The 19729-nt window shown below is 54.5% G+C and carries 17 protein-coding genes; 8 read left to right on the top strand and 9 right to left on the bottom strand.

Annotated elements, in window-relative coordinates:
* Together Q0932_RS10130 and Q0932_RS10125 are read left to right on the top strand one after the other, a co-directional pair.
* Positions 1-158: integrase core domain-containing protein (locus tag Q0932_RS10130; RefSeq protein ID WP_299351989.1), on the top strand; the 158-nt coding region annotated here is incomplete at its 5' end.
* A gap of 664 nt (positions 159-822) precedes the next feature.
* Positions 823-1614, top strand: coding sequence for a hypothetical protein (locus Q0932_RS10125; RefSeq protein WP_299351972.1), 792 nt, complete (start codon positions 823-825; stop codon positions 1612-1614).
* Positions 1615-1756: 142 nt separating this feature from the next.
* Here Q0932_RS10125 and Q0932_RS10120 read toward each other — a convergent pair whose 3' ends face one another.
* The 3 genes from Q0932_RS10120 to Q0932_RS10110 all read right to left on the bottom strand — a co-directional run bounded on the left by Q0932_RS10120 (position 1757) and on the right by Q0932_RS10110 (position 4664).
* Positions 1757-2566, bottom strand: a complete 810-nt coding sequence (locus tag Q0932_RS10120; RefSeq protein WP_299351970.1) for a hypothetical protein — start codon at positions 2564-2566, stop codon at positions 1757-1759.
* A gap of 70 nt (positions 2567-2636) precedes the next feature.
* Positions 2637-4331 carry a sulfatase-like hydrolase/transferase gene (locus Q0932_RS10115; protein ID WP_299351968.1) on the bottom strand — a complete coding sequence of 565 codons (1695 nt, stop codon included), beginning with the start codon at positions 4329-4331 and terminating at the stop codon, positions 2637-2639.
* Between the two features lie 105 nt (positions 4332-4436).
* Positions 4437-4664 carry a hypothetical protein gene (locus tag Q0932_RS10110; RefSeq protein WP_299351966.1) on the bottom strand — a complete coding sequence of 76 codons (228 nt, stop codon included), beginning with the start codon at positions 4662-4664 and terminating at the stop codon, positions 4437-4439.
* A gap of 130 nt (positions 4665-4794) precedes the next feature.
* Here Q0932_RS10110 and Q0932_RS10105 point away from each other — a divergent pair, with 130 nt between their 5' ends.
* Complete coding sequence (locus Q0932_RS10105; RefSeq protein ID WP_299351964.1) at positions 4795-6186, top strand: hypothetical protein; 1392 nt, start codon at positions 4795-4797, stop codon at positions 6184-6186.
* Positions 6187-6440: 254 nt separating this feature from the next.
* Here the strand turns inward: Q0932_RS10105 and Q0932_RS10100 are convergent, their stop codons facing one another.
* From Q0932_RS10100 to Q0932_RS10095, 3 genes are all read right to left on the bottom strand, one after another.
* A complete protein-coding gene (locus tag Q0932_RS10100) occupies positions 6441-6695 on the bottom strand; it encodes a hypothetical protein (protein ID WP_299351962.1) in 255 nt (84 codons plus the stop codon).
* Positions 6696-7171: 476 nt separating this feature from the next.
* Entirely contained in the window at positions 7172-7405 is a 234-nt protein-coding gene (locus Q0932_RS20560; RefSeq protein WP_366141404.1) for an integrase core domain-containing protein, read from the bottom strand.
* A 510-nt stretch (positions 7406-7915) separates the two neighbouring features.
* Positions 7916-9067 (bottom strand): lytic murein transglycosylase, encoded by a 1152-nt coding sequence (locus Q0932_RS10095; protein WP_299351960.1) that lies wholly within the window; start codon positions 9065-9067, stop codon positions 7916-7918.
* Positions 9068-10488: 1421 nt separating this feature from the next.
* On the opposite strand from Q0932_RS10095, the gene Q0932_RS10090 reads away from it, so the two are divergent.
* The 4 genes from Q0932_RS10090 to Q0932_RS10075 all read left to right on the top strand — a co-directional run bounded on the left by Q0932_RS10090 (position 10489) and on the right by Q0932_RS10075 (position 14557).
* Positions 10489-11553: an efflux RND transporter periplasmic adaptor subunit gene (locus Q0932_RS10090; protein WP_299351958.1), complete on the top strand. Its 1065-nt coding sequence runs from the start codon at positions 10489-10491 to the stop codon at positions 11551-11553.
* Positions 11554-11584: 31 nt separating this feature from the next.
* Entirely contained in the window at positions 11585-12640 is a 1056-nt protein-coding gene (locus Q0932_RS10085; protein WP_299351956.1) for a hypothetical protein, read from the top strand.
* 34 nt (positions 12641-12674) lie between these two features.
* Positions 12675-13880, top strand: a complete 1206-nt coding sequence (locus tag Q0932_RS10080) for a cation:proton antiporter (RefSeq protein ID WP_299351954.1) — start codon at positions 12675-12677, stop codon at positions 13878-13880.
* Positions 13881-13960: 80 nt separating this feature from the next.
* Positions 13961-14557 (top strand): potassium channel family protein, encoded by a 597-nt coding sequence (locus Q0932_RS10075; RefSeq protein WP_299351952.1) that lies wholly within the window; start codon positions 13961-13963, stop codon positions 14555-14557.
* 66 nt (positions 14558-14623) lie between these two features.
* On the opposite strand, the gene Q0932_RS10070 is transcribed toward Q0932_RS10075, so the two are convergent.
* The gene (locus Q0932_RS10070; RefSeq protein ID WP_299351950.1) at positions 14624-15535 is read right to left on the bottom strand and encodes an AraC family transcriptional regulator; all 912 of its coding nucleotides are present in this window, start codon (positions 15533-15535) and stop codon (positions 14624-14626) included.
* A 266-nt stretch (positions 15536-15801) separates the two neighbouring features.
* Here Q0932_RS10070 and Q0932_RS10065 point away from each other — a divergent pair, with 266 nt between their 5' ends.
* Entirely contained in the window at positions 15802-15957 is a 156-nt protein-coding gene (locus Q0932_RS10065) for an SDR family oxidoreductase (protein ID WP_299351948.1), read from the top strand.
* A gap of 57 nt (positions 15958-16014) precedes the next feature.
* Here Q0932_RS10065 and Q0932_RS10060 read toward each other — a convergent pair whose 3' ends face one another.
* Positions 16015-17553: an indolepyruvate oxidoreductase subunit beta family protein gene (locus Q0932_RS10060; protein ID WP_299351946.1), complete on the bottom strand. Its 1539-nt coding sequence runs from the start codon at positions 17551-17553 to the stop codon at positions 16015-16017.
* The gene (locus Q0932_RS10055) at positions 17550-19700 is read right to left on the bottom strand and encodes an indolepyruvate ferredoxin oxidoreductase subunit alpha (protein WP_299351944.1); all 2151 of its coding nucleotides are present in this window, start codon (positions 19698-19700) and stop codon (positions 17550-17552) included. The genes Q0932_RS10060 and Q0932_RS10055 overlap by 4 nt, the downstream gene beginning before the upstream one ends.
* Positions 19701-19729 lie beyond the last annotated feature (29 nt).

Here is a 19729-nt window from a genome sequence, read left to right as displayed (position 1 = left end):
TGAACGGAGAAATCTTCTACTCGCTTAGGGAGGCTCAAATCATCATCGAAGAATGGAGGAAACACTACAACACCAAACGACCGCACAGTGCATTGGGCTACCGCCCTCCGGCTCCGGAAACCATCATACCAATGGAACCCAGGCCGATCATGCACTAACAATCAACTTGGACCCGTCAGATAGGGCTGCTCATCAGCACGAACTGGAAATAAGTGCGGGAAGCTGCCGTTCGCTGCGGGTTCACAACCTAGTTTCCTCTGACACCGTTGGCCGCTGGACCAGGCTTCAATCCGCACATTCGCCACACAAATTTGCCACATTCTCACCACAAAGGTCTCGAAAGATGCCATTAGGGTCAGGAGCGGCGATTACTGAGCCATAACCGTTAGGCTTAGCCTGATCCACAAGACGCCATATTCGTCGGAGGAGCAGTGAAGTTAGGTATTCTTGCACTGGTATTGTGTATAGGGGGCGCAGCCGCCATTACTGCGCTGATAGCCAGTCATTTCGCGTTCATGGCTCTTGCTTTGCTCTTGTTATCGTTTCCGGCAGCGGCCCCCTGGCGCCCAGTCCATCACCGCAGGCATACTTGCATTTTCGGCACTTCAGTCTTCACAGGCACCACATGTTCAACAGCCAGCGGCCTAACGTGTTTTGGCATCATATTGGTACTCCAACACTGCAGAAACGGGGCGCTCGGTGAGCCTAGAAAAGACAAGATCAAGTTGGAAAAAGATCGCGGCAATGTATCGAGATCATCCAGGGAGAAGGGAATAGGCAGTGATCGGAAAATTCGTAAGTGCACTCACGCGTGCAATATTGATGGCGTTGCTGATAGCGACGCCTGCTCTGATTCTTCCGCATGCGACAACCGATGCCATTCACATCGTCGTTCTACTGTCTTTGTTTGCTGGCATTTTAGTCTTCTTCGAATATCTGTCGAGCTACCCGAGTATTCTGGAATTTCGCTATGCCCCACCATTTAATCGGCTGCGCTTTTTGGCACTTTTCCTTTGCGTCTTGTCACTCTCATTCATTGCTCGAGGCCAGTTTGAGCCAAGTGCGCTGACGTCTTTCTTGCGCTCTTTGGGCATGGTGGTGGGAGATTGGATCAATTTTCCATATTCACCGGTGCGTTCTATCGCCATCATACTGCCAGAGAATGCCTCTTATGAGCTTGTGCTTTCGGTACGCACTGCCGCAGGAATGGCCTATTTCATCTCACTCTTGACCTTGACCGTTTTCTTCTTCTACGTCCGAATTCTTGGCTGGCCTGCACGAAATGGCGCGTTCAACGTTTGGGTGAACCTGCCATTGTTTGATCCAACAGCAGGGGGCGACGTACTGCCCCGCTTACAACGCGACGGACGTCTTAACATTGTGTTAGGTTTTTTGATGCCATTCTTGATCCCAGCGATTGTTCAAATGATGTCGGACGTGATTAACCCGATCTATTTGGATGATCCGATAACCTTGATCTGGACGATCAGCGCATGGGCATTCATTCCGGCCAACCTGATCATGCGAGGCATGACCATGATCCGCGTTGCCCAGATGATCGACGAAAACCGCCTTCGCGCCTATGCGACTGCGCTGTTCCTACAAACCGTCTGATCGGCACTGTCAGATTAAACCCGTCATAGCAGGCATTGGAAAATCATGCAGCGAATGGCTGCCCTGAGCCCTTAACCAACTTTGGTGATCACTGCAGCTAAGGTCAGGTTCGAGCCCAATAGGGGAGCGTTTATCTATCCGGCTAGAAGGTATAGGTATATCCGACGAATGGTCCAATTTGCTGAACCTTGTATGCAAAAACGCCATCTGATCTGACGGTAGAGTAATCGATACTGTAGTACCGGAGGCCAAATTTGAGTGTCCCGTGTTTACCGACCTCATACCCCAATCCTAAGGTGGCGCTCCATGCCAGGTCATTTCCCCCAGCACCAAAGCCACCTGCATCGGCTGCTGCAAATCCGTTCCAGAGAGCGTTGATTTGCCACAAGGCCCGTGCGCCAATGACTGGTTCCCACCAAGTTTCGGTACCACCCAAGGCTGCCCCAGTTCCTGGACCACCTGTGATGGCGACAGTTTGCTTCAAGCTATTGTACCTCGCGCCACCTTGAAGATCGATCGAATAGGTATTGCCTCTGCTATTGCTTCCTGATGCAACGCGATAGGCACCAAGCAATCCAAGCCAGGCTTGTTCAACGTTCACATCTGCCGTGATAGGCGGGGCCGGTTGAGCGTTGATCTCAAGTGCCAGGTAATTCACGTCAGCAATGAACCCCCAATCCCCTTTCCAAGCTTCAAAACGACCAGCAAAGGTAAAATCCAAGAGATCAAGCGCATCGCTGAGGCCAAGATCCAGTGGAACTGTTTGTCCGGCAATTGTAGAAGATCCCGATAAGGAACCAGGCAGGAATGCATAGGCTGTCAGGTCAAACTGCCAATCATCGGAATAGGTGAATGCTGCCTGCTCTGCATGTGCGGAAGTCGAAAAGGCTCCAAAAACCGCAATCGCGATCAAGTAACATCTCTTTGTGCTCTCAAAACTGAAGTCTTCCATACCAATTTTCCCGAAGAATAATTGTTTTGTGGGCCGAGTTTTCCCGGCCCAAATTCACTTTCATAGAGATTTACTCAGATCCGGCAGTTAAGCTCTGGCCAAACATGATATTTTCGACCAGTGCTTTGGTTTCTGGTCGAAGGTTCTCAATGCCACCATATAGCTCACCATGTCCGGGAGCCTGATCAGGGTATTGTTTCTTCATTGCCAGATGTCTTTTTGCCATAAGGCTGAAATTGGCGCCGAACCCAACTCCGACCTGGATAGAATCCTGAGGCCTGTCTTCCCGAGGGTTCTTGTAGAGATCATACATCGACGCAAGGATCGGGTTTCCACCCGGAGGCGGTAAGTGCATCTTGAACTGCTGCTTGACCAACGATTTCAGCACGAACCCCTCGTAGATGAAAACGTAGTCGCGCCGACCATATGTTTCGCCCTTGAGCCACAATGGCAGCTGGTCCACGCCATCGATGATGCGGTCGCGCGGGATGCCTGCCTCGGCGTTGCCAAGCCGTGCAAAGGTTGTGAACAGGTCGGACACATGGGTGATGTCCTTGACTCGCGAACCAGCTTCGATGAGTTCGGGCCAGCGGACAAAGGCATTCACGCGAACACCGCCTTCAAGATGCTCGGTCTTACCGCCACGATAAATACGATCCGACTGGCCGCTGCGGTCGACGAACTCCATGAACGGTCCGTTATCACCCATGATGACAACAATGGTGTTGTCAGCAATGCCAAGCTCGTCCACCCGTTCCAGAATTTCACCAACATAGGTGTCGATGTTGACGATGGCCTCAGCAATGGGCCCGCCATTCAGCGTCTTGGCCTGCACGATATCGGTCCGCGTGAAGCTGATTGGGATCAGCGGCCAGTATTGCAGGAAGAACGGCTTGTCGCCTGCTGCCATTTGCTCCAGCTGCTCCATGGTCTTGTCCTGGTAGCGCTGGCCCATCGCATTGTAGTCGGCCTGCGAGAACTTCTGGCCCGGTTCCATGTCGACCTCGCGCATCTTGCCGCCCTTCTCGCCGGCGATACCGTAGACCATGGCGAAGGGATCGATACGGAAAGTCTCATCCAGCATCAACTCGCCGGAACGAAGGCGCATGTCCACGCCGGCTATATGGCCCTCGTTCAGCGCGGTTGTGTTCATCAGGGCGAGTTGCGCCTGCTGGTGGATCGGATGTTCGGCGTAGTCGAAACCCTGGTTGATGGCATAGCTCTGCTCGATGTCGCCCAAGTGCCACTTGCCGATATGGGCCGTGGCATAACCGGCATCGCTCAGGACTTCGGCGATGGTCACTTCGCGCGCCGCCAGCCCTTCGCCCTCAGGTACCGCCTTGGCCTCGTCAAACCCGGTGCGCACCGGGTGGCGCCCGGTCATCGCGGCAACGCGAGTGGGTGTGCAGCTGGGCTCGGAGTACATCCGCATCATCGACATACCCTGTTCGGCAAAGTCTGAGATATGCGGGGTCGAGTATCCGCGAATGACATCAAGGTCCGGCATTCCGAACTCGCCAAAGCCGATATCATTCAGCAGGATATAAAGGATGTTGGGCGGCTTGCCGCCGTTCTTCTCGCGGAATTCGGCCAGCTTGGCATCAATCTCTGTGTCTTCGGCAGTCCAGCGATCACCGTGCTGGCGTTCGAGGATCCGGTACTCCGCGTCACGGACGATCGGCGCTTTTTGGGCTATGGCGAATGGCGCTGTCGTTAGCACCGTGACGGCACAAGTGGCCGTCAGGAGCGAGGTTCTGATAGTCATGATATCTCCCAATACTCTTGTTGGTTGTGCGTCTTCATTCAGTGGCTCCGTTGCACAGATGGGTGCCGCTGTTTCTGGTTGGTTGTTCTGCCGCCTGAACACCGTTCAGAGCATTCGCAGCTTGGCGAGGATCTCCTCTCGAAGACCTTTGAGGCTGTCGCGCAATTCCACCTGACGGCCGTAGTCTAACCGTCCCTCAGAGCGTTCAGCCTTCTGCAGATCGATCGATAGCGTTTCGTAGTCTCGGCAAATCTCGTCCAGTACCGGGTCCACTCCACGGCCATAGCGAAGTGAAGCGGCATGCTCAGGAAAGCTCTCCTCCATGATGTGCATCTGGTGTCCCGTTCGTTTGGCTATTTCCGGGGATCAGTTTGCATCAACAGGTTTCCAGCGCGAGTGTCACACGGTGTAAAAGGGGGTAAAACCCTTTGAAATCCTGACCTTTGCGGGTAGTGAGGATAACATGGGAAGCGCAGAGAACCACTCCGAGTTGAACATTCAAAACACTGCCCTCGCGTCGCGAACAGAGATTCTGGATGCATTGGAGCGGATAAAGTCGGACGAGTCGTTTGCAGGGTCAACTCGGCTGGTGGATTTGCTCGATTACATCGTAACCAAGCATCTCGCCGACCCAGAACGCAAAATCCTTGCCAAGATCATTGCCGAAGATCTCTACGACCGGGCGATCGACCAAGATACCGACAGTCACAACATTGTTCGGGTTGATGCTGGACGACTGAGGCGGCGTTTGGCTGAGTATTATGTTGGCCCAGGTCAGAGCGACCCGGTCCTTATTCACGTCGACCCCGGTGCCTATGTGCCCCGTTTTGAGGTTAGATCCCCGGAGACGCCACCCCTTGATGCCGCGCCGAAAGCCGCCGATGCCGACCTTCGGCGCAGCAAGGGTTCGATAATCATAGTGGGCGCAGTTCTGGTTGCATTGGGCTGCGGTTTCTTGCTCGGGACCATCACATCTTTGCTCGGGCGCCCCGACGCCCCTGAAGCTGCAATAACGCCTACTTCAGGCGACCCAAAGCTTGAAGCAGAACGCCGCGCCAGGATGAGCAAATCACCCTCCAGCCTGCAGGCCGTGACACTCTCGGATCAAGCGCGGAATCTGATCTTTCCAATGTTCGAGAGAGAGCAGTTGAAGCTGTCGTTGGCCATGTTTCGGCAGGCAATCCGAAAGGATGACACCTACTTCGGCGGATATGCCGGCGCCGCGCAATGCCTTGCCGCAATGGCGCTGCTCTTGCCCGATGGCCCGGATCGGAACAGCCTCCTGGCCGAGTCTCGCAAAATGGTCGACCGCGCCATTGAACAATCGCCGACAAACTCATGGACTCAATCTGCGCTGTCCTGGACACTTCTTATCGAGGGACGCGACGCCGAAGCAAGAGAACACGCCGAACTCGCGCTCGACCTTGCGCCAAAGGACGGAAACGTTCTGGATTTCTACGCCGTGGTGATGTTGCTGACCGGCGAATTCGACGCCGCCCGAAAAGCCGCAGATCCAGACCGTAAACGAACATCAGCGTTGGGTCGCCACGCAGATCAAAGTTTCTATGGGGCCGCGAGTTTTCACCTTGGGCATTATCAGGACGCCATCGACACCCTGATCGCGGCCAGCCTGTCAGGTTCTCCGATCTCAGCTCCCAACTATGCTTATTTGTCGGCCTCCTACCAAGGACTTGTAGAGGCTGACAAGGCCAGGAAGTATGCGTTGGAGCTTATGGAAAACTGGCCAGAGTTCAACCCATCCGTCGTGTTTGATCAGATTTACTCGAACCCTATTTTTGCGAAAGCTGTAACCGACAAGCTTTTGGAGGCTGGATGGCAGGGGCGCGAACGATAGGCTTCCAAACCGCCTACAAACAAATAGGTCGCCGGACGAATTCAGGTATCGCAGAAGCATTTCGAAAATCGGCACAAAGGTGGCTCCGCAATAGAAGCGCGCGCCTGCTCCAAAGTCGTGAACGGAAAACGTTCCGCACATCCGACCTTGGCGCGACCCTCTAGTCCTGCGCCCTCTTTATGCCAAAGCCGCCGCAGTATGGTCAGAGGATGCCGTAAGCCGATGTTACGTACAGGAACAAAGCCCAAGCAGGATTATCCTCTTCCTTCCTCAGCCGTTTTAAACATCATGATTGTTATGAAAATGCCAGCTATGACCAGCACGTGACCAACTGCTGTAACTCCAAATACCAAAAAACTACCAACTGATATTGAGAATACTGCACTCCACATCCATGCGAGCAGTTGCATGAGCATATGCGCAGTCGGTAATGACAACGTCTTAAATGGGTTTTTAGTCTCGTCCATCACCGCGTCCCAATCACTTTTATATTCACTAAATCCAGACATGTTGTTCTCCTTTTTGTTCAACTAATACGCGTCGGATAGATGCTTGGATCATAATTCAGTGAGCTTTCTAAATTTCACTACGGTGGCTCCCCGCCAAAATACGGTAGGGGTAGTCAGCTATGGGTTGCCGTCAGAATGGGGGGCGTTGGCTGTGCCTTTGAAGTGCTGGTCTCGCCGAAAAACCCTCGGTCGCGCGAAGGTAAAGTCCGGCTACTAGGTCGTCCGGGATCGATGTCATAACCGGCGCCGTATGAACCTACGACTTTTTGAGATAGGGTCGCGTGCGGATAGCATTTGGGGCGAGAGAGATCGTCAGGCGAACGGGGTGGACGCGAGGTTGTTATAGCACCGGTGGCCGTGCCAACACCTTGACTAGAACATCGCTTACTCCGCTCCTTCTACCTGCGCCTTCATTACTTATCCCTATGCCCAAGCCCTGCTTACTATACTCAGACCTAACGCTGACCTCCCAATGTCTAGCCCCCAATTTCAGTACCAGTAATTTTTGATTTCTCTAATAAGGTTTCAGGTGCCGGCGGGCGCATGTTCAATGCGTGATAAGGCCTGACCTGGTTGTACTGCTTGAGCCAAACATTGATTGCAGACTGGGCTTGTTGTGTGGTGTGGAACCGGGGCTGTAGCGCATCTGGCCGAAAACTTGAGCTCTCTCGAAGGGCCCATTGCCGGACGAGACACTGGAAAAATTGCACGCAATGTTTGGCTCTGTCGATAGCGTTTCAGAAAACTGACAAGATAGGGAATAGTGGCTGTTCTCCTTGCATTTTAGGCGGGATCTGTTCCCTAGTGTGCGGGTGGTCTGGACGCGCCAAAGGGAGGGCATTTTTTGATCGCGTTCTAGAGGGGAGATAGAACTGGGCATGCAGTATCTGGAGTATACCCATAACTACTGGCTGGTCATTGCCTCTCTGCTGGTGGCAATTTTGGCGGGGTTTACCGGATTGTCTCTGACGCAAGGTCTGTCGAAACGAAGTTTTCCTCAGCGATCGGGTCCCAGTCCTAACGTCAGCGGGCCTCTCCGTGGCCAGCCGTGGTCCCGGAAACCTGCCATGAATGGCGTTGGACTGGGTTCTGTTGCTTCTCTACTCACGTATCGACACAAGGGTTAAAAAATTGACTTTTTCTGCACTTGGCACGGAGTTCGCCTTTGGTCCGATGTGCCAATCCAACCGAGAAGGTTTGATCCCCTCGAAGCCGGTGATTTAACCCAGCGACGCAAGCAGAGTCGGCGATGGGTCTCCCGTCGGTTCAGCTCCAATGCTACGCTGATAGTCAGCAATTGCGCCGCGCGACTTTGGGCCCAACACGCCATCTGCGCCGCCGGTGTCAAACCCACGTGCCGTCAGGCGAGACTGTAATGCGATGCGGTCGTCCTTGGTCAGCCCATACTGATCGGGAGGAAAAGGAGTACGCAGTGGCCCTGCACCACCGATGCGATCCGCCAGGTGACCAACGCCAATCGCATAGCTGTCGGAGTTGTTGTAGCGTTTGATCGCGTTGAAATTGCCGGTCACCGTAAAACGCGGGCCGCCGGTCTGAGGTTGGATCACACGCGACGCTGTTTCCCCGGGGCGCAATTCTCTGCCCCATTTGGTGCCGCGGCTCCAGCCATTCTTCTGCAAGTACGCGGCCGTTGAGGCAAGCGCATCTGTCGGATCATCAGACCAGATGTCCCGGCGACCATCGCCGGTAAAATCTACCGCAAAAGCCAGATAGCTGGTTGGGATAAACTGCGTGTGCCCCATGGCGCCCGCCCAACTGCCCGTCATGCGCTGCACAGAGATGTCGCCGTTTTGCAGAATCTTGAGCGCCGCGATCAGTTGCTTTTCGTAAAAGCTGCCCCGGCGCCCGTCAAAGGCCAGCGTAGAGGCGGCAGAGATCACCGGAATGTCGCCCTTGCGCTCGCCGTAGTAGCTTTCCAGCCCCCAAATGGCGCAAATGATTTCCGCATCCACGCCGTAGCTCTGTTCCAGACGGCTCAGCGTGTTGCCATGCCGGGCAAATCTGGCGCGGCCCTTGGAAACGCGCTCATCCGAGGCTGCAATAGACAGATAATCTTCAAGCGTGCGGGTGAACTCTGTCTGGTTGCGATCCCGCGTGATGACACCCGGCAAGTAGCCAGTATCGCGAAACGCGGCGGTTAGGGTCGTGTCAGTGATGCCCTGCGCCCTTGCACGGTCCTTGAAACTGGCCACCCAAGCCGAGTAGTCGCGATTTGGCGTCGGGCGCAAATCCGCCGACAACCCCTGTGAGCTGGGTGCAGGCGATGTTGATCTGGGGCCAAGGGAGCTTTGGCAGGCTGCAAGAGACAGGGCCGAGAGCCCGAGAACAAAGCTGCGACGTGACGAATTCATTGAAACTACTCTTCTTTGCCTGTGTTGCTTATCGAGAGATTGCCAGAGAATTGCGAGAGAGGCGAGGTATAGTCGCAAAGGGGTCCCGTACCCCCAAAGAATTGTCGTAAAAGCTTGAAATGGACCGAGTTGGCTTTTTCCGAAATATCACGGTGTTGGCAACTGTATTTGCTGGTTTGGTTAGCAAACGTCTGGTTGGCCTAGCGATAGAGCGTGGTGTATCGGCAGGACCATCGCACAATCACAAAATTTACCAGCCAGCGCTTGCCCGTCTGCCTGAAACAAGGAATGCTTAGTTGGTCAAAAACACCACTTTTGCCAAACAAATCTGGGTGATCCGAGTGCGCCTGGAGATTGCCGAGAACTGTCGTGATTGAGTGCTGTTCAATCTCACCATAGATAACAATTTACGCGGATGCGATCTGACCAAAGAGAAGGTAGCAGATGTCTTTGCGGCAGGTCAGATCAAGGAGTTTGTTTCTATGTTTCAGAGCAAGACTCAGAAAACACTCGGCTTCAAAATTGCCGAAGGTACGCGAGTAAATAGCTGCCGCGCTGGCTGGAGGAACTGCTTGTCGTCGACTTAGAGTACCTCTGGCCCCGTCGATTCCATGGCAATGCCAATAGCTTAACTTAAGAACTGCTCCTCGGCCAAAATACCGAATACTCCGGGCAAACTGGCCGGCTGCTTAGTACTCCGATCGCCATCAGTTCCACACGACACCTCGGGCAGCCCAAGCAATCGGGTCTCAGTCGTGCCATCAAAGGAGCTCGCCTTGGTGGTAGTGGCACCTGAAATACCCCAGCATCTGCACTAATTCGATCAGAAATTGCCGTAAGTCGATGTTACCTATGCGTCGACAGAAATTCCTACCATCACATCCAACAACCAAAACGATTGCGTTTCAGTACGAGTTTTGGGACTTGCTTGAATTTTCTTTGGGGAACTTCAGGTATACCTGAAGTTCCCCAAACTCGGAACGTTCCGTAGTTCGGAAGGATTCTGCCAAAGTCTGGAAACTAAATTTGCGCGGTTAGGAGATTAGTGTTTTTGACGCTGTTGGGATCGCGTTGCTCTAATTTGATCAGGATCCATGTTTTTTGGGATGCGGAACGTTTCTCTATGCTCTTTCCAAAGTACCAGCAGGGCTTGGCGCGGCAACCTTTATATCGTCAGGCCGATTGTTTGAGGACCCGTAAAAACATCACACAGAACATCCAGCCTCGCCAAAATCTAGTAACGTTCATCGAGACACAAGGTTTTTCTCGGCAAAGGAACTGAATCTTTTCCTCTTTTACTATTACTAAGATTTCTATGGTTTAGAAAACCTTCCAAATGCTCGACGTGACGTGAAATGACCATAAAGCTAGTTACGTCTCCTTCAAAACACATACAAATACAAACGTGCCGAGAGAGCATAATGAAAACAACCATCCGAATTCTCGTATTTGTCGCAATGGCTCTGATGATCTGGTATCTCGCCGCTGATCGCACGACACCCTTCACAAGCAACGCGCGGGTAAAGGCTGTGGTTACCCAGATTGTCCCAAAAGTCGCAGGTGATGTTGTCGAGCTTAATGTGGTCAACGGTCAACGCGTTGAAGCGGGTACGATCTTGGCACGTATCGATGCCAGAGCCTACGAGATTGCGCGAGACACGGCACAGGCAAACTTACAGGCAGCTCTGCTCAACGTAGGTGTAGGCTCGGCACAGGTTGAAGCCGCCCAGGCTGCTCTTGCGCGGGCGTCTTCGACATTGAAAAACACCCAGCTTCAAACCGCGCGCGTATTTGAAATGGAAAAGAAGGGTTTGGTTGCCGCGGCGCGCGGCGATGATGCCCGCGCCCAATTGACCGCAGCAGAAAGCGCCTTAGCCAGTGCCGAGGCAGGTCTTGAGCGAGCCAAGCAACAACTCGGGCCTCGGGGCGAAGACAATCCGGTCGTGAAGAAAGCGCTCGCCGCACTTGCAGATGCAGAACTCAAGCTGTCATGGACCGAGATCAAGGCGCCCGCATCGGGTGGCGTAAGCAATCTGGATATTGCCCCTGGTGCGTTCGCAGCGGCCGGACGTCCTTTGATGACCTACATCGACGCAGAGAACATCTGGATCGAGGCATACATGACCGAAAACAACCTGAGCAAGGTTGCCATCGGAGCGCCGGTCGAAGTCGTTTTGGACATTCATCCAGGGCGCATATTGAAAGGCAAAGTCGAGAGTTTTTCTGCGGCGGCATCAATCGGAGGTGGCTCTCTTGACGGATTGGCGATGCCTCCGAGAACGGTTGGCTGGATGCGGGATCCTCAACGGTTTCCCGTGCGGATCATCCTGCCCGGTTATGAAAGTGGTCGAAACGCAGATGACGACGTCTATTTTCAGCTGAACGGTCAGGCTGATGTCATCATCTACACGGGTGACAACGGTTTTCTGAACACTTTGGGGGCGGGGTACATTCGCCTAATGGCCTTCCTGTCTTATGCCTATTGATGTCGCCTCTGAAACAGCATCACCTGCTTTCGTGAAAGACGAACGAAAAGGCGTGCGGCTGGCCATTGGTGTGGCTGGCGTCTTCATCGCCGGGATGTTGTTGCAATGGCCTTTTGCGTTTCTTGGCGCTGTCTTCGCGTCAATGTTCTTGCAAGGGCCTGCCGCGCCGTCGTTTGGAGCGGGCGTTAAGACCGTATTGACGGCGGTTTTGATGCTGCTGTTTGGTTTTGCACTGTTTTCAGTGCTCTTACCTTATCGCCCGACCTTCATGATTGCGCAGGTCTTGATGCTCATGTGGGCCTTCTCCCTATCGGTCACGGGCAAACCTCCGTTGATCGTCATTCTGGCTCTGATTGAGGCGGTTCTGATGCCGTTTCTCGTTCACTTGTCGCTGGATATTGCCTTGATCTTCGCGATTGCACTGCCTCTGAACATGGCAGCCGCTTTGTTGGCGACCTGGGTGGCCTTTGGCCTCATTCCGGCACAGGTGATGTCAACACCGGCAGAAGCGGTGCCGACGGTCGATCAACCCAGCTTTGACGCTATGCGCCGGCTATTGCGAATGACGCTGGTCACCGCGCCTTTTGTCGTCCTGTTTTTCATGCTGGATGGCGGAGCCGTGATTACCTTGCTCTTCGTCGGCATTCTTTCCTTTCAGCTGGCTGCCAGTACCGCTGATGGGCCCAAGGTGGCCACAGCCATGCTACTTGCCAACTTGATTGGTGGTTTCATGGCTTGGGTGGCCTATCAGTTGATCGTCATCAACACGCAGTTCGGGTTCATGGCCATCATTGTTTTGCTGAACTGCTTTATCCTGTCGAACTGGCTGATTTCCGGCAAACCGTCCTCTGCGCTGGCTGGCACGGCGCTGAGCGCGAGCCTGATCTTGCTCGGGGGCTCTATGGCGCCGTTTGGCGATGATGTGGATGTGAAAATGCTGGACCGTCTGTTGCAATTGGGCGGGGCGCTGGCTTGGGTACTTCTGTCCTTTGTGACAGTTGACCATCTCCTGCCTGAACGGCGGTTAAACACCCGCTTGGATCAATCCGACACCAACGAAACAGAACAGGGCGCGCAACAGGCGTAGCCCGGCAAAATCGGCACTTGGGGACAAGAAAAACATGGAACACTATCTCGTATATATCGCGCTGCTGATGCTGCTTTACTGCATGTTTTCCGCAAAGATCGGATCGTGGGGGATTACAATGCCCATGGCCTTCCTCGCGCTTGGGGTTGCCATAGGTTTTGGTGGCCCCGGTTTGACGTTGGAAGGCGCTGGCGTGTTCCATGATCTGGCCGAGGTTACGCTGGCCTTGTTGCTGTTTGCAGATGCCACAACGCTGCGCAAAGATGCGCTGGAAAAGATCGGGACGCGCACCTTTCGAATGCTGGCGATGGGACTGCCGATTGCCATCGGTTTAGGGGCCGTAGTTAACATGCTCCTGTTGCCAGACTGGCCCCTATGGGAGGTGTGCCTTCTGGCCGCGCTGCTCGCGCCGACAGATGCGGCGCTGGGACAGTCAATTCAGTCCAACGAGCGTATTCCCCAGACATTTCGTGACGCTATGAACGCAGAAAGTGGTTTGAATGACGGTTTGGCGCTACCTTTCGTCATCTTCTTTGCCGGTCTCGCCATTGAAAGCACCGGGGGTGGAGACGGCGGCGAAGGATTGATGTCTTTGATCGCGTCGCAGATTGGTATTGGGGCTGTTGTCGGCATCGCAGGGGGCTTTGCTATTGGCAAGCTGCGCAACTTTGTCGTGGACCGTGGTTTGATGGATGAGGGTCTTGGGCAGGTTGCTTCGCTCATCATGGTGGCCTTCATTTTCTTTGGTGCAGAACATGCTGGCGGCAACTCATTCGTCGCAGTGTTTGTCGCAGGCATCGCCTACGCCAATGCCGCCTCGGGGTCCGTGCATCATGCCCGCCACTTCCTTGAAGGTGACGGGCAGTTCCTGGCCATGCTCAGTTTCTTCTTTATCGGGGCGCTGTTTGTACCGGAAGCGCTGTCCCATATGACGCCCATGGTCCTGTTGATCGTGGCAATGTCATTGCTTGTCGTGCGCCCGATTGCGATCTGGTGTTCGTTGATCGGGACCGACACAACGGTGAACGAAAGATTGTTCTATGGCTGGTTTGGCCCGCGTGGCCTCGCGACCGCATTGTTTGCTGTGCTGGTGGTGATGGAGTTTGAAGGCGTCGAAAAAATCGATGGTATTCTGGTGATTTCAATCACTGCAGTATTGATTTCGGCTTTTGTTCACGGGATTACAGCCAAGTACGCGCCGGAAATCTTCCGGTTCACCAACGATAAATCAGGCGACTAACCCTGTTGCCTTTTGGGTTTTGAAAATAGGGGATCGCAAAAATGCCAGCAGCACCGTGGTTACTCCGATGGGAAGTTCTATTGCTTCTGCTTCTTGTCGCAGTGGTCGTAGAACCTCTGTTTGGAAGCGCGACTTGGGTAACCCTTGTTGGCGTAGCTTTGATCGAAGTTGTTGTCGTTGCCGCAATCCTCAAAAGCCTCAATCGAACATTGCACAGGGGATTGGGGTTGGTGATTGTCGTCGGATGGTTTGGCACGACGTTGCTGGCACTTGTGACCGACGGTGTTCAGGGCATGGTCGCGATCTTTTCTGGTGCAATGCTCGTCGGCGCGCTGGCTGTGACGTTTCGAAACCTAATGGAGCGCGAGGCTGGGGATTATGACGCTCTGCTTGGCGGTATTTTCGGATATGTTCTTTTGGCGATGGTCTGGGCCATGTTTTATGTCCAGATCGAACGCTGGCACCCGGGATCAATCGCTTTCGGAGAAGGCGCTGAACTGTGGACCTCGTCGATTTACTTCAGCCTTGTGACCCTGACGTCACTGGGCTACGGGGACATCCTGCCAATCTCTCCACTGGCTCGAATCTCAGCCGGAATCGAAGCGGTTGGGGGAGTCCTGTACATGGCGATTATGATTGGCAGCATTGTTGGGACGTACCGGCAAAACGAAAGCTAGGCCCTGGGGCGAAAAATTCCAGCGCCTGCCGAAAGGCAAAGGGGATAAGGCATGATCGCGCCCTGGTCAGGTTCGTTTCAAATCTCGAAGGGCTTTGTTTTTCTTCAGGCCGCGGCGGTACATTGCCGGCGAAATTCCTGTCATTTTTTTGAAACTGCGCCCAAAGTTTGATTGGTTTTCATAGCCCAAATGCATAGCCACCTGGATCAGGTTTAGGTCTTCGTTCGCCAACAATTCCGCGGCCATTTCAATGCGAACTTCGTTCACCAATTCTCTGTATGACGTTCCCTTGGACAAAAGCCATCTCTGAAACGAGCGTGGCCTTTTGGCAGCCATTTCAGCCATTACTTCGATAGGTGGTGGGGCAGCCAAAAGATACGGACGGATAAGCTGTTTGATCGTCTTGATCTGACAATGGGATACGGGTGACGTTTGATGGCTTGAGTCAAAGGCACCACCAAGGTTGCAGCAGTCCAGAAAATCCGAGTTGATGGTCATCGAAGTCTTGGGTTGTCCAAACTTGAATTGCGTGTTCGGAAAAGCCGTTCGAGCATCATTAGCCGGTTTAAACGTGGTTCTGAAATTTAGGGAAACTGGAGTCCATTGAGGACCAACAACAGAGCGAACAATCTCGATCATAACTGCCAATTGCACCCATTCGCTGCAGCTCATTCCAACAAGCTCAGTTGGCAAAAGCATATCACAAACCACCGTGGCAAATTCGCCGTGTTTGTTAAGGTCGATCTCTAGATGCGAGTCTTCCAGAGATGACAGTTCTTTGAACTGCGCTATTTTCCCGGCAACGCTTGCTCGTGACTTGAGACCCTCCGTAACCTCAGCGGTAAAGCTTGGCAGTGCGAAATGGCTTGCCCCAAGCCAGCCCAAATCTTCTACACCTTCACGCCCGCCACAACGGCCAACAAATTCTGTTGCAAGGATGTTGTTGACCAAGGCATCTGGCATCTCAGCCAGATTCACTGGCAGGCCAGCCCGTTCGATATCTCGATCAACTGGCGTTCCAATATCACTGAGGATATCGCAATAGAGCAAGAGGTGCGCTGCTCTTGTGGTTGGAATGTTCTCCTCGATCAAAGTTCCCCCCCCCGAAAGTTTGATGATTGAAGTCCTCCATCACACATTCGTGCCGACCCCAAAATGATACAAGTCAAAGGCTCTCTCTAGAGATTGGTCGCCAAAGATGTCAGCTTGCGGGTTGATAGCCCAGTCAGCGGTCCCAGAATTTCATGGTCAGGATCACGATGGGGCGCAACAGTAAGTCCCACGGCGAGATTGCAACCACAGCTGCCGCCCTCGCTTCCGTAGGGGCTGCTTACACCACTGGCCAAAACAAGCGTGTCGACGGTGGCATCACTCGTTCGGTGTCGACCAGCGCGGCGTAGAACCAAGGCAGTCAGTGGAGTTCACTAGCCGTATTTTCTGCCTAAAGAGCCAGCGTTTCAGTCGGCAAAGCTGCGCACGGTTTGAATTGCCCCGTCCAGCTTCTCACCATGTTCATCGCGCAAGGCTGCTTCACGCAGGCGCTCGATCCACTGGGGCGCGTCTTCGCGGTCCGCGACCAGACTTGCCGCATCCATGACCCGAGAAAACTTGGACAGGCCACGGGCGTGGGTGTCGGAGTAACCTTTTATCAACCGTCGACATTTCAGCAATTCAATCGCCAAGGGCACGTTCTGCGAAGCCGCCTCCAGACAGGTCGCCTGCCATGCGTTCAGATGATCCTGCTCAATCTTGTGCCGCAGGCTTTTGCGGCGGGTACGGCGCAATCCACCAAGAAAATAGAGCGTTAGAAAGCCCCTTAGTCTATGGGTGCGCAGACGACGCCCTTTGTTCACTCGGCGGTCGATCCAGGCGGCCAGGCGTGGTCGCGCCTCGATCCATACGCCAAGACCCGCTGGTAAGAGGCTGATGATCTCTTCGCCACGGGGATGAAAGAATTCGGTCAGGTTGATCGGCGCGTCACCCGGCGTCACCTCGGCTTTGATCCTGTTGAACCGTCCCTGCCGCGTCTTTAGGTCAGCAACTCGGATGATGTCGTCGTAACACATGGCGTTGGCGACGTGTTTGGCAGCGGTTTCACACAGTTTGGTGTCCCCGGTGTCATGGCCTGAAAACTGTTGCAGCCGATCAAGGTATTCGCGCCCATAGGTCAAATCCTGAAAATCCACGACCTTGCGCAAACCCAGCGTTGCCATTTGCGGCGCGGGCAGGGCGAGGGCCTCAGCCTCAAGCGCCTGCCAGTCGCTCAGCACGCTCGCAGGTCCTGCAACGTGATGATTGTTTCTCCTGGGCGCTGACAAAACAGGGTCTGCATCGCTCTCACTTGCTTCAGTTCGGTCAAAAGCCGCCGCGAAACTACGCAGGCTGGTGTCCACCGCTTTTCCAGACGCGCGGATCGCTTGCTCAAAGGCATCGCGCGAGAACGGCAAGGCCCCGGAGGCAGCGAGGGCCCCGAACAGCGATGATGAGATGACCGAGCCATTCTCGGCGGCCAATTGGTCCATATCGAACATGATCAGGCGGTCAGACATCAACTTTGCGGCCTCCAGGACATCCTCGGGCGCTGAAATGCCGTCGCCCGGAACCATTTTCTCCGATACGGCCAAGGCGCGATGTGTAGAGGCGATGAGGGTTGTGCGATCGGGGGTCACAAAACCCCGCATGATGGCGCGACCGGCCTCCATCATTTCGGCGGCGATCATGATGTCGACGTCGCCGCTGGTGGGGGCCAGAGAAAAGACGGGTTCAGTGTCACCGGCCGGGGCCATTTCGATGTAATAGATCGTAGCCCCAGTGCGCTGGGCGACACCCGCGACGGATGTGGCTTGCACGACATAACCTTCTGCACGCGCAAGACTCTCGATCCAGTTGGTCAGAACGCCGCCGCCCTGTCCGCCGACCGCGAGGATCGCCAGCTTGATGATGCTCTGCAATTTGTCGTCGCGTGGCCCCGCAACGAGGTCGATAGGCGCGTTCATTGGCCTGCCTCCGTAAATGTCAGTCGTTTTGAGGCGCGTCTGACCTGTAACCAACTGATCACGCGACCTGACCATCCGGCCCACCAGCGTTCCAAACTGCCGGGATTGTGCACCACGTCGGCACGGTAAAAGCTGGGGCAGAGGATGGCGGCATCTGCCACCTCTCCGCAGTTACCACAGCCCACACAGGTTTGGTCAATGGCGGCTACTGGATCATCCCGCAGTGGATCGTCCAGATGTTTGACAGACAGGGACGGGCACCCCGACAGGCGGATACAAGCGTGATCGCCGGTACAGATGTCCTCATCCACACCAAAGCGGAGGACCTCGATGCGTTTACCATCATTGATCGCCTTGTTGCGTGCCGGTTTTTCCCGACGTTGACGGTTCAGCATGCATTCCGAAGAAGCGACGATCACCTTGGGGCCGTCATAGTCTGTGGTCAGTGCCTCAACAAATGTCTCGCGCATTTTGCCCACATCGTAAGTGTGGTCGATCTGGCGAATCCATTTCACCCCAACGCCTTCAAGTGCCTTGCTGATTGGGTTTTGCGTCGCCTTGCTCGGGTTGTCTGCACGGCTTGAGAGAACATCCTGACCGCCCGTGGCCGCAGAGTAATAATTGTCCACGATCACCGCGACCGAGTCGGATTTGTTGAACACCATGTTGCCAATCGAAGAAGACAGGCCATTGTGCCAGAAACCACCGTCGCCAATGATTGAAATGGCGCGCTTTTCACCACCGCCGTCAAAGGCAGCGTTTGAGGCCGGACCCAACCCATAACCCATCGTTGCGCCACCGATTTCAAACGGGGGCAGGGCTGCAAAGAGATGACATCCAATGTCGGCGCTAATCTGGTGCGGCCCCAGCTCTTGCTGAGCGAGCTTTAGCCCCGCAAATATTGGCCGTTCAGGACAACCAGTGCAAAACCCGGGCGGGCGGATGGGCACAGTTTTGCTGAGGTCCGGAATGGCGGGGAGGGGTTGATTGGGCGCGCGCATCTGACCTGGCAAGTCTTCGGGAGCGTACTTGCGCAGGAACGCGACAATACTGTCGAACATGATCTGGCCTGTATATTCGCCAGCCATTGGGAAAACATCTTTGCCATGAAGCATTGTTTGGAGGTCCGAGCGCAACAGGATCGTCGACAATCCCTGTTCAATGAACTCTGGCTGACCTTCCTCTACGATCAACACGGCCTTTTTGTCTGTGGCAAAGCGGATTACTTCTTCATCGACAAGGGGATAGGTGACATTCAGACAATAGATGGGGATGTCCGTATTGCCATAAAGATCCGCGAGGCCAAGGCGCTGCAAAGATCGGATAACGCCGTTGTACATGCCACCCTGACATATAATGCCCAACTCTCCACTTTCTGGACCAAACACCTCATTCAGGCCGCGCTCCATGATGTGGTTCTGGGCATTGGGCCAGCGCGTGGTGATTTTGTCCTGTTCATGCGCATAGGACATCGGGGGCAGGACCACGCGATTCCAATCCCGGCGTGGATTGCTCAGCGCGTCCTCGACCGTCAAGTCCGGCCGCTGATTGTCGCGGCATTCAAAGCTGCCGGTCACGTGGCACGCGCGGATGCGCACCATCAACATCACCGGTGTGTTCGAAGCTTCGGACAGCTCAAAACTGTCACCCACGGATTTCACGATGGAGGGCAGATTGGGTCGAGGGTCCATGAGCCAGAACTGAGACTTCATGGCAAACGCATGGCTGCGTTCCTGCATGATGGACGAGCCTTCGCCATAATCCTCGCCGACGATCACGATGGCGCCGCCCGCTACGCCAGAGGACGACAGGTTGGCCAGCGCGTCTGAGGCTACGTTGACACCAACAGGGCCTTTAAAGGTTACGGCGCCACGGATCGGATAGTGCACTGATGCGGCCAGCATCGCGGCGGCGGCAGCCTCCGAGGCGTTGGCTTCATATCGCACATCCAGCTCTTGCAGCAGTTCCTGTGCATCGGCCAGCACATCCATCAGGTGCGATATCGGCGCGCCCTGATATCCGCCGACATAACCAACCCCGTTTTCCAACAGCGCCTTGGTCAGGGCCAGAATACCTTCACCGGTAAAGGTCTCTCCCGCCCCGGCGCGAAGCTCTTCAACTTCTTTCTTAAATGAACGTTCGGCCATGTCTGTCCTTATCTGGATTGAAAGCGCCC

The organism is uncultured Shimia sp. (assembly GCF_947498095.1).
GTDB lineage: Bacteria > Pseudomonadota > Alphaproteobacteria > Rhodobacterales > Rhodobacteraceae > Shimia.
The sequence above is the reverse complement of the archived record's forward strand: the minus strand, read 5'-3'. Positions and strand labels throughout refer to the sequence as shown.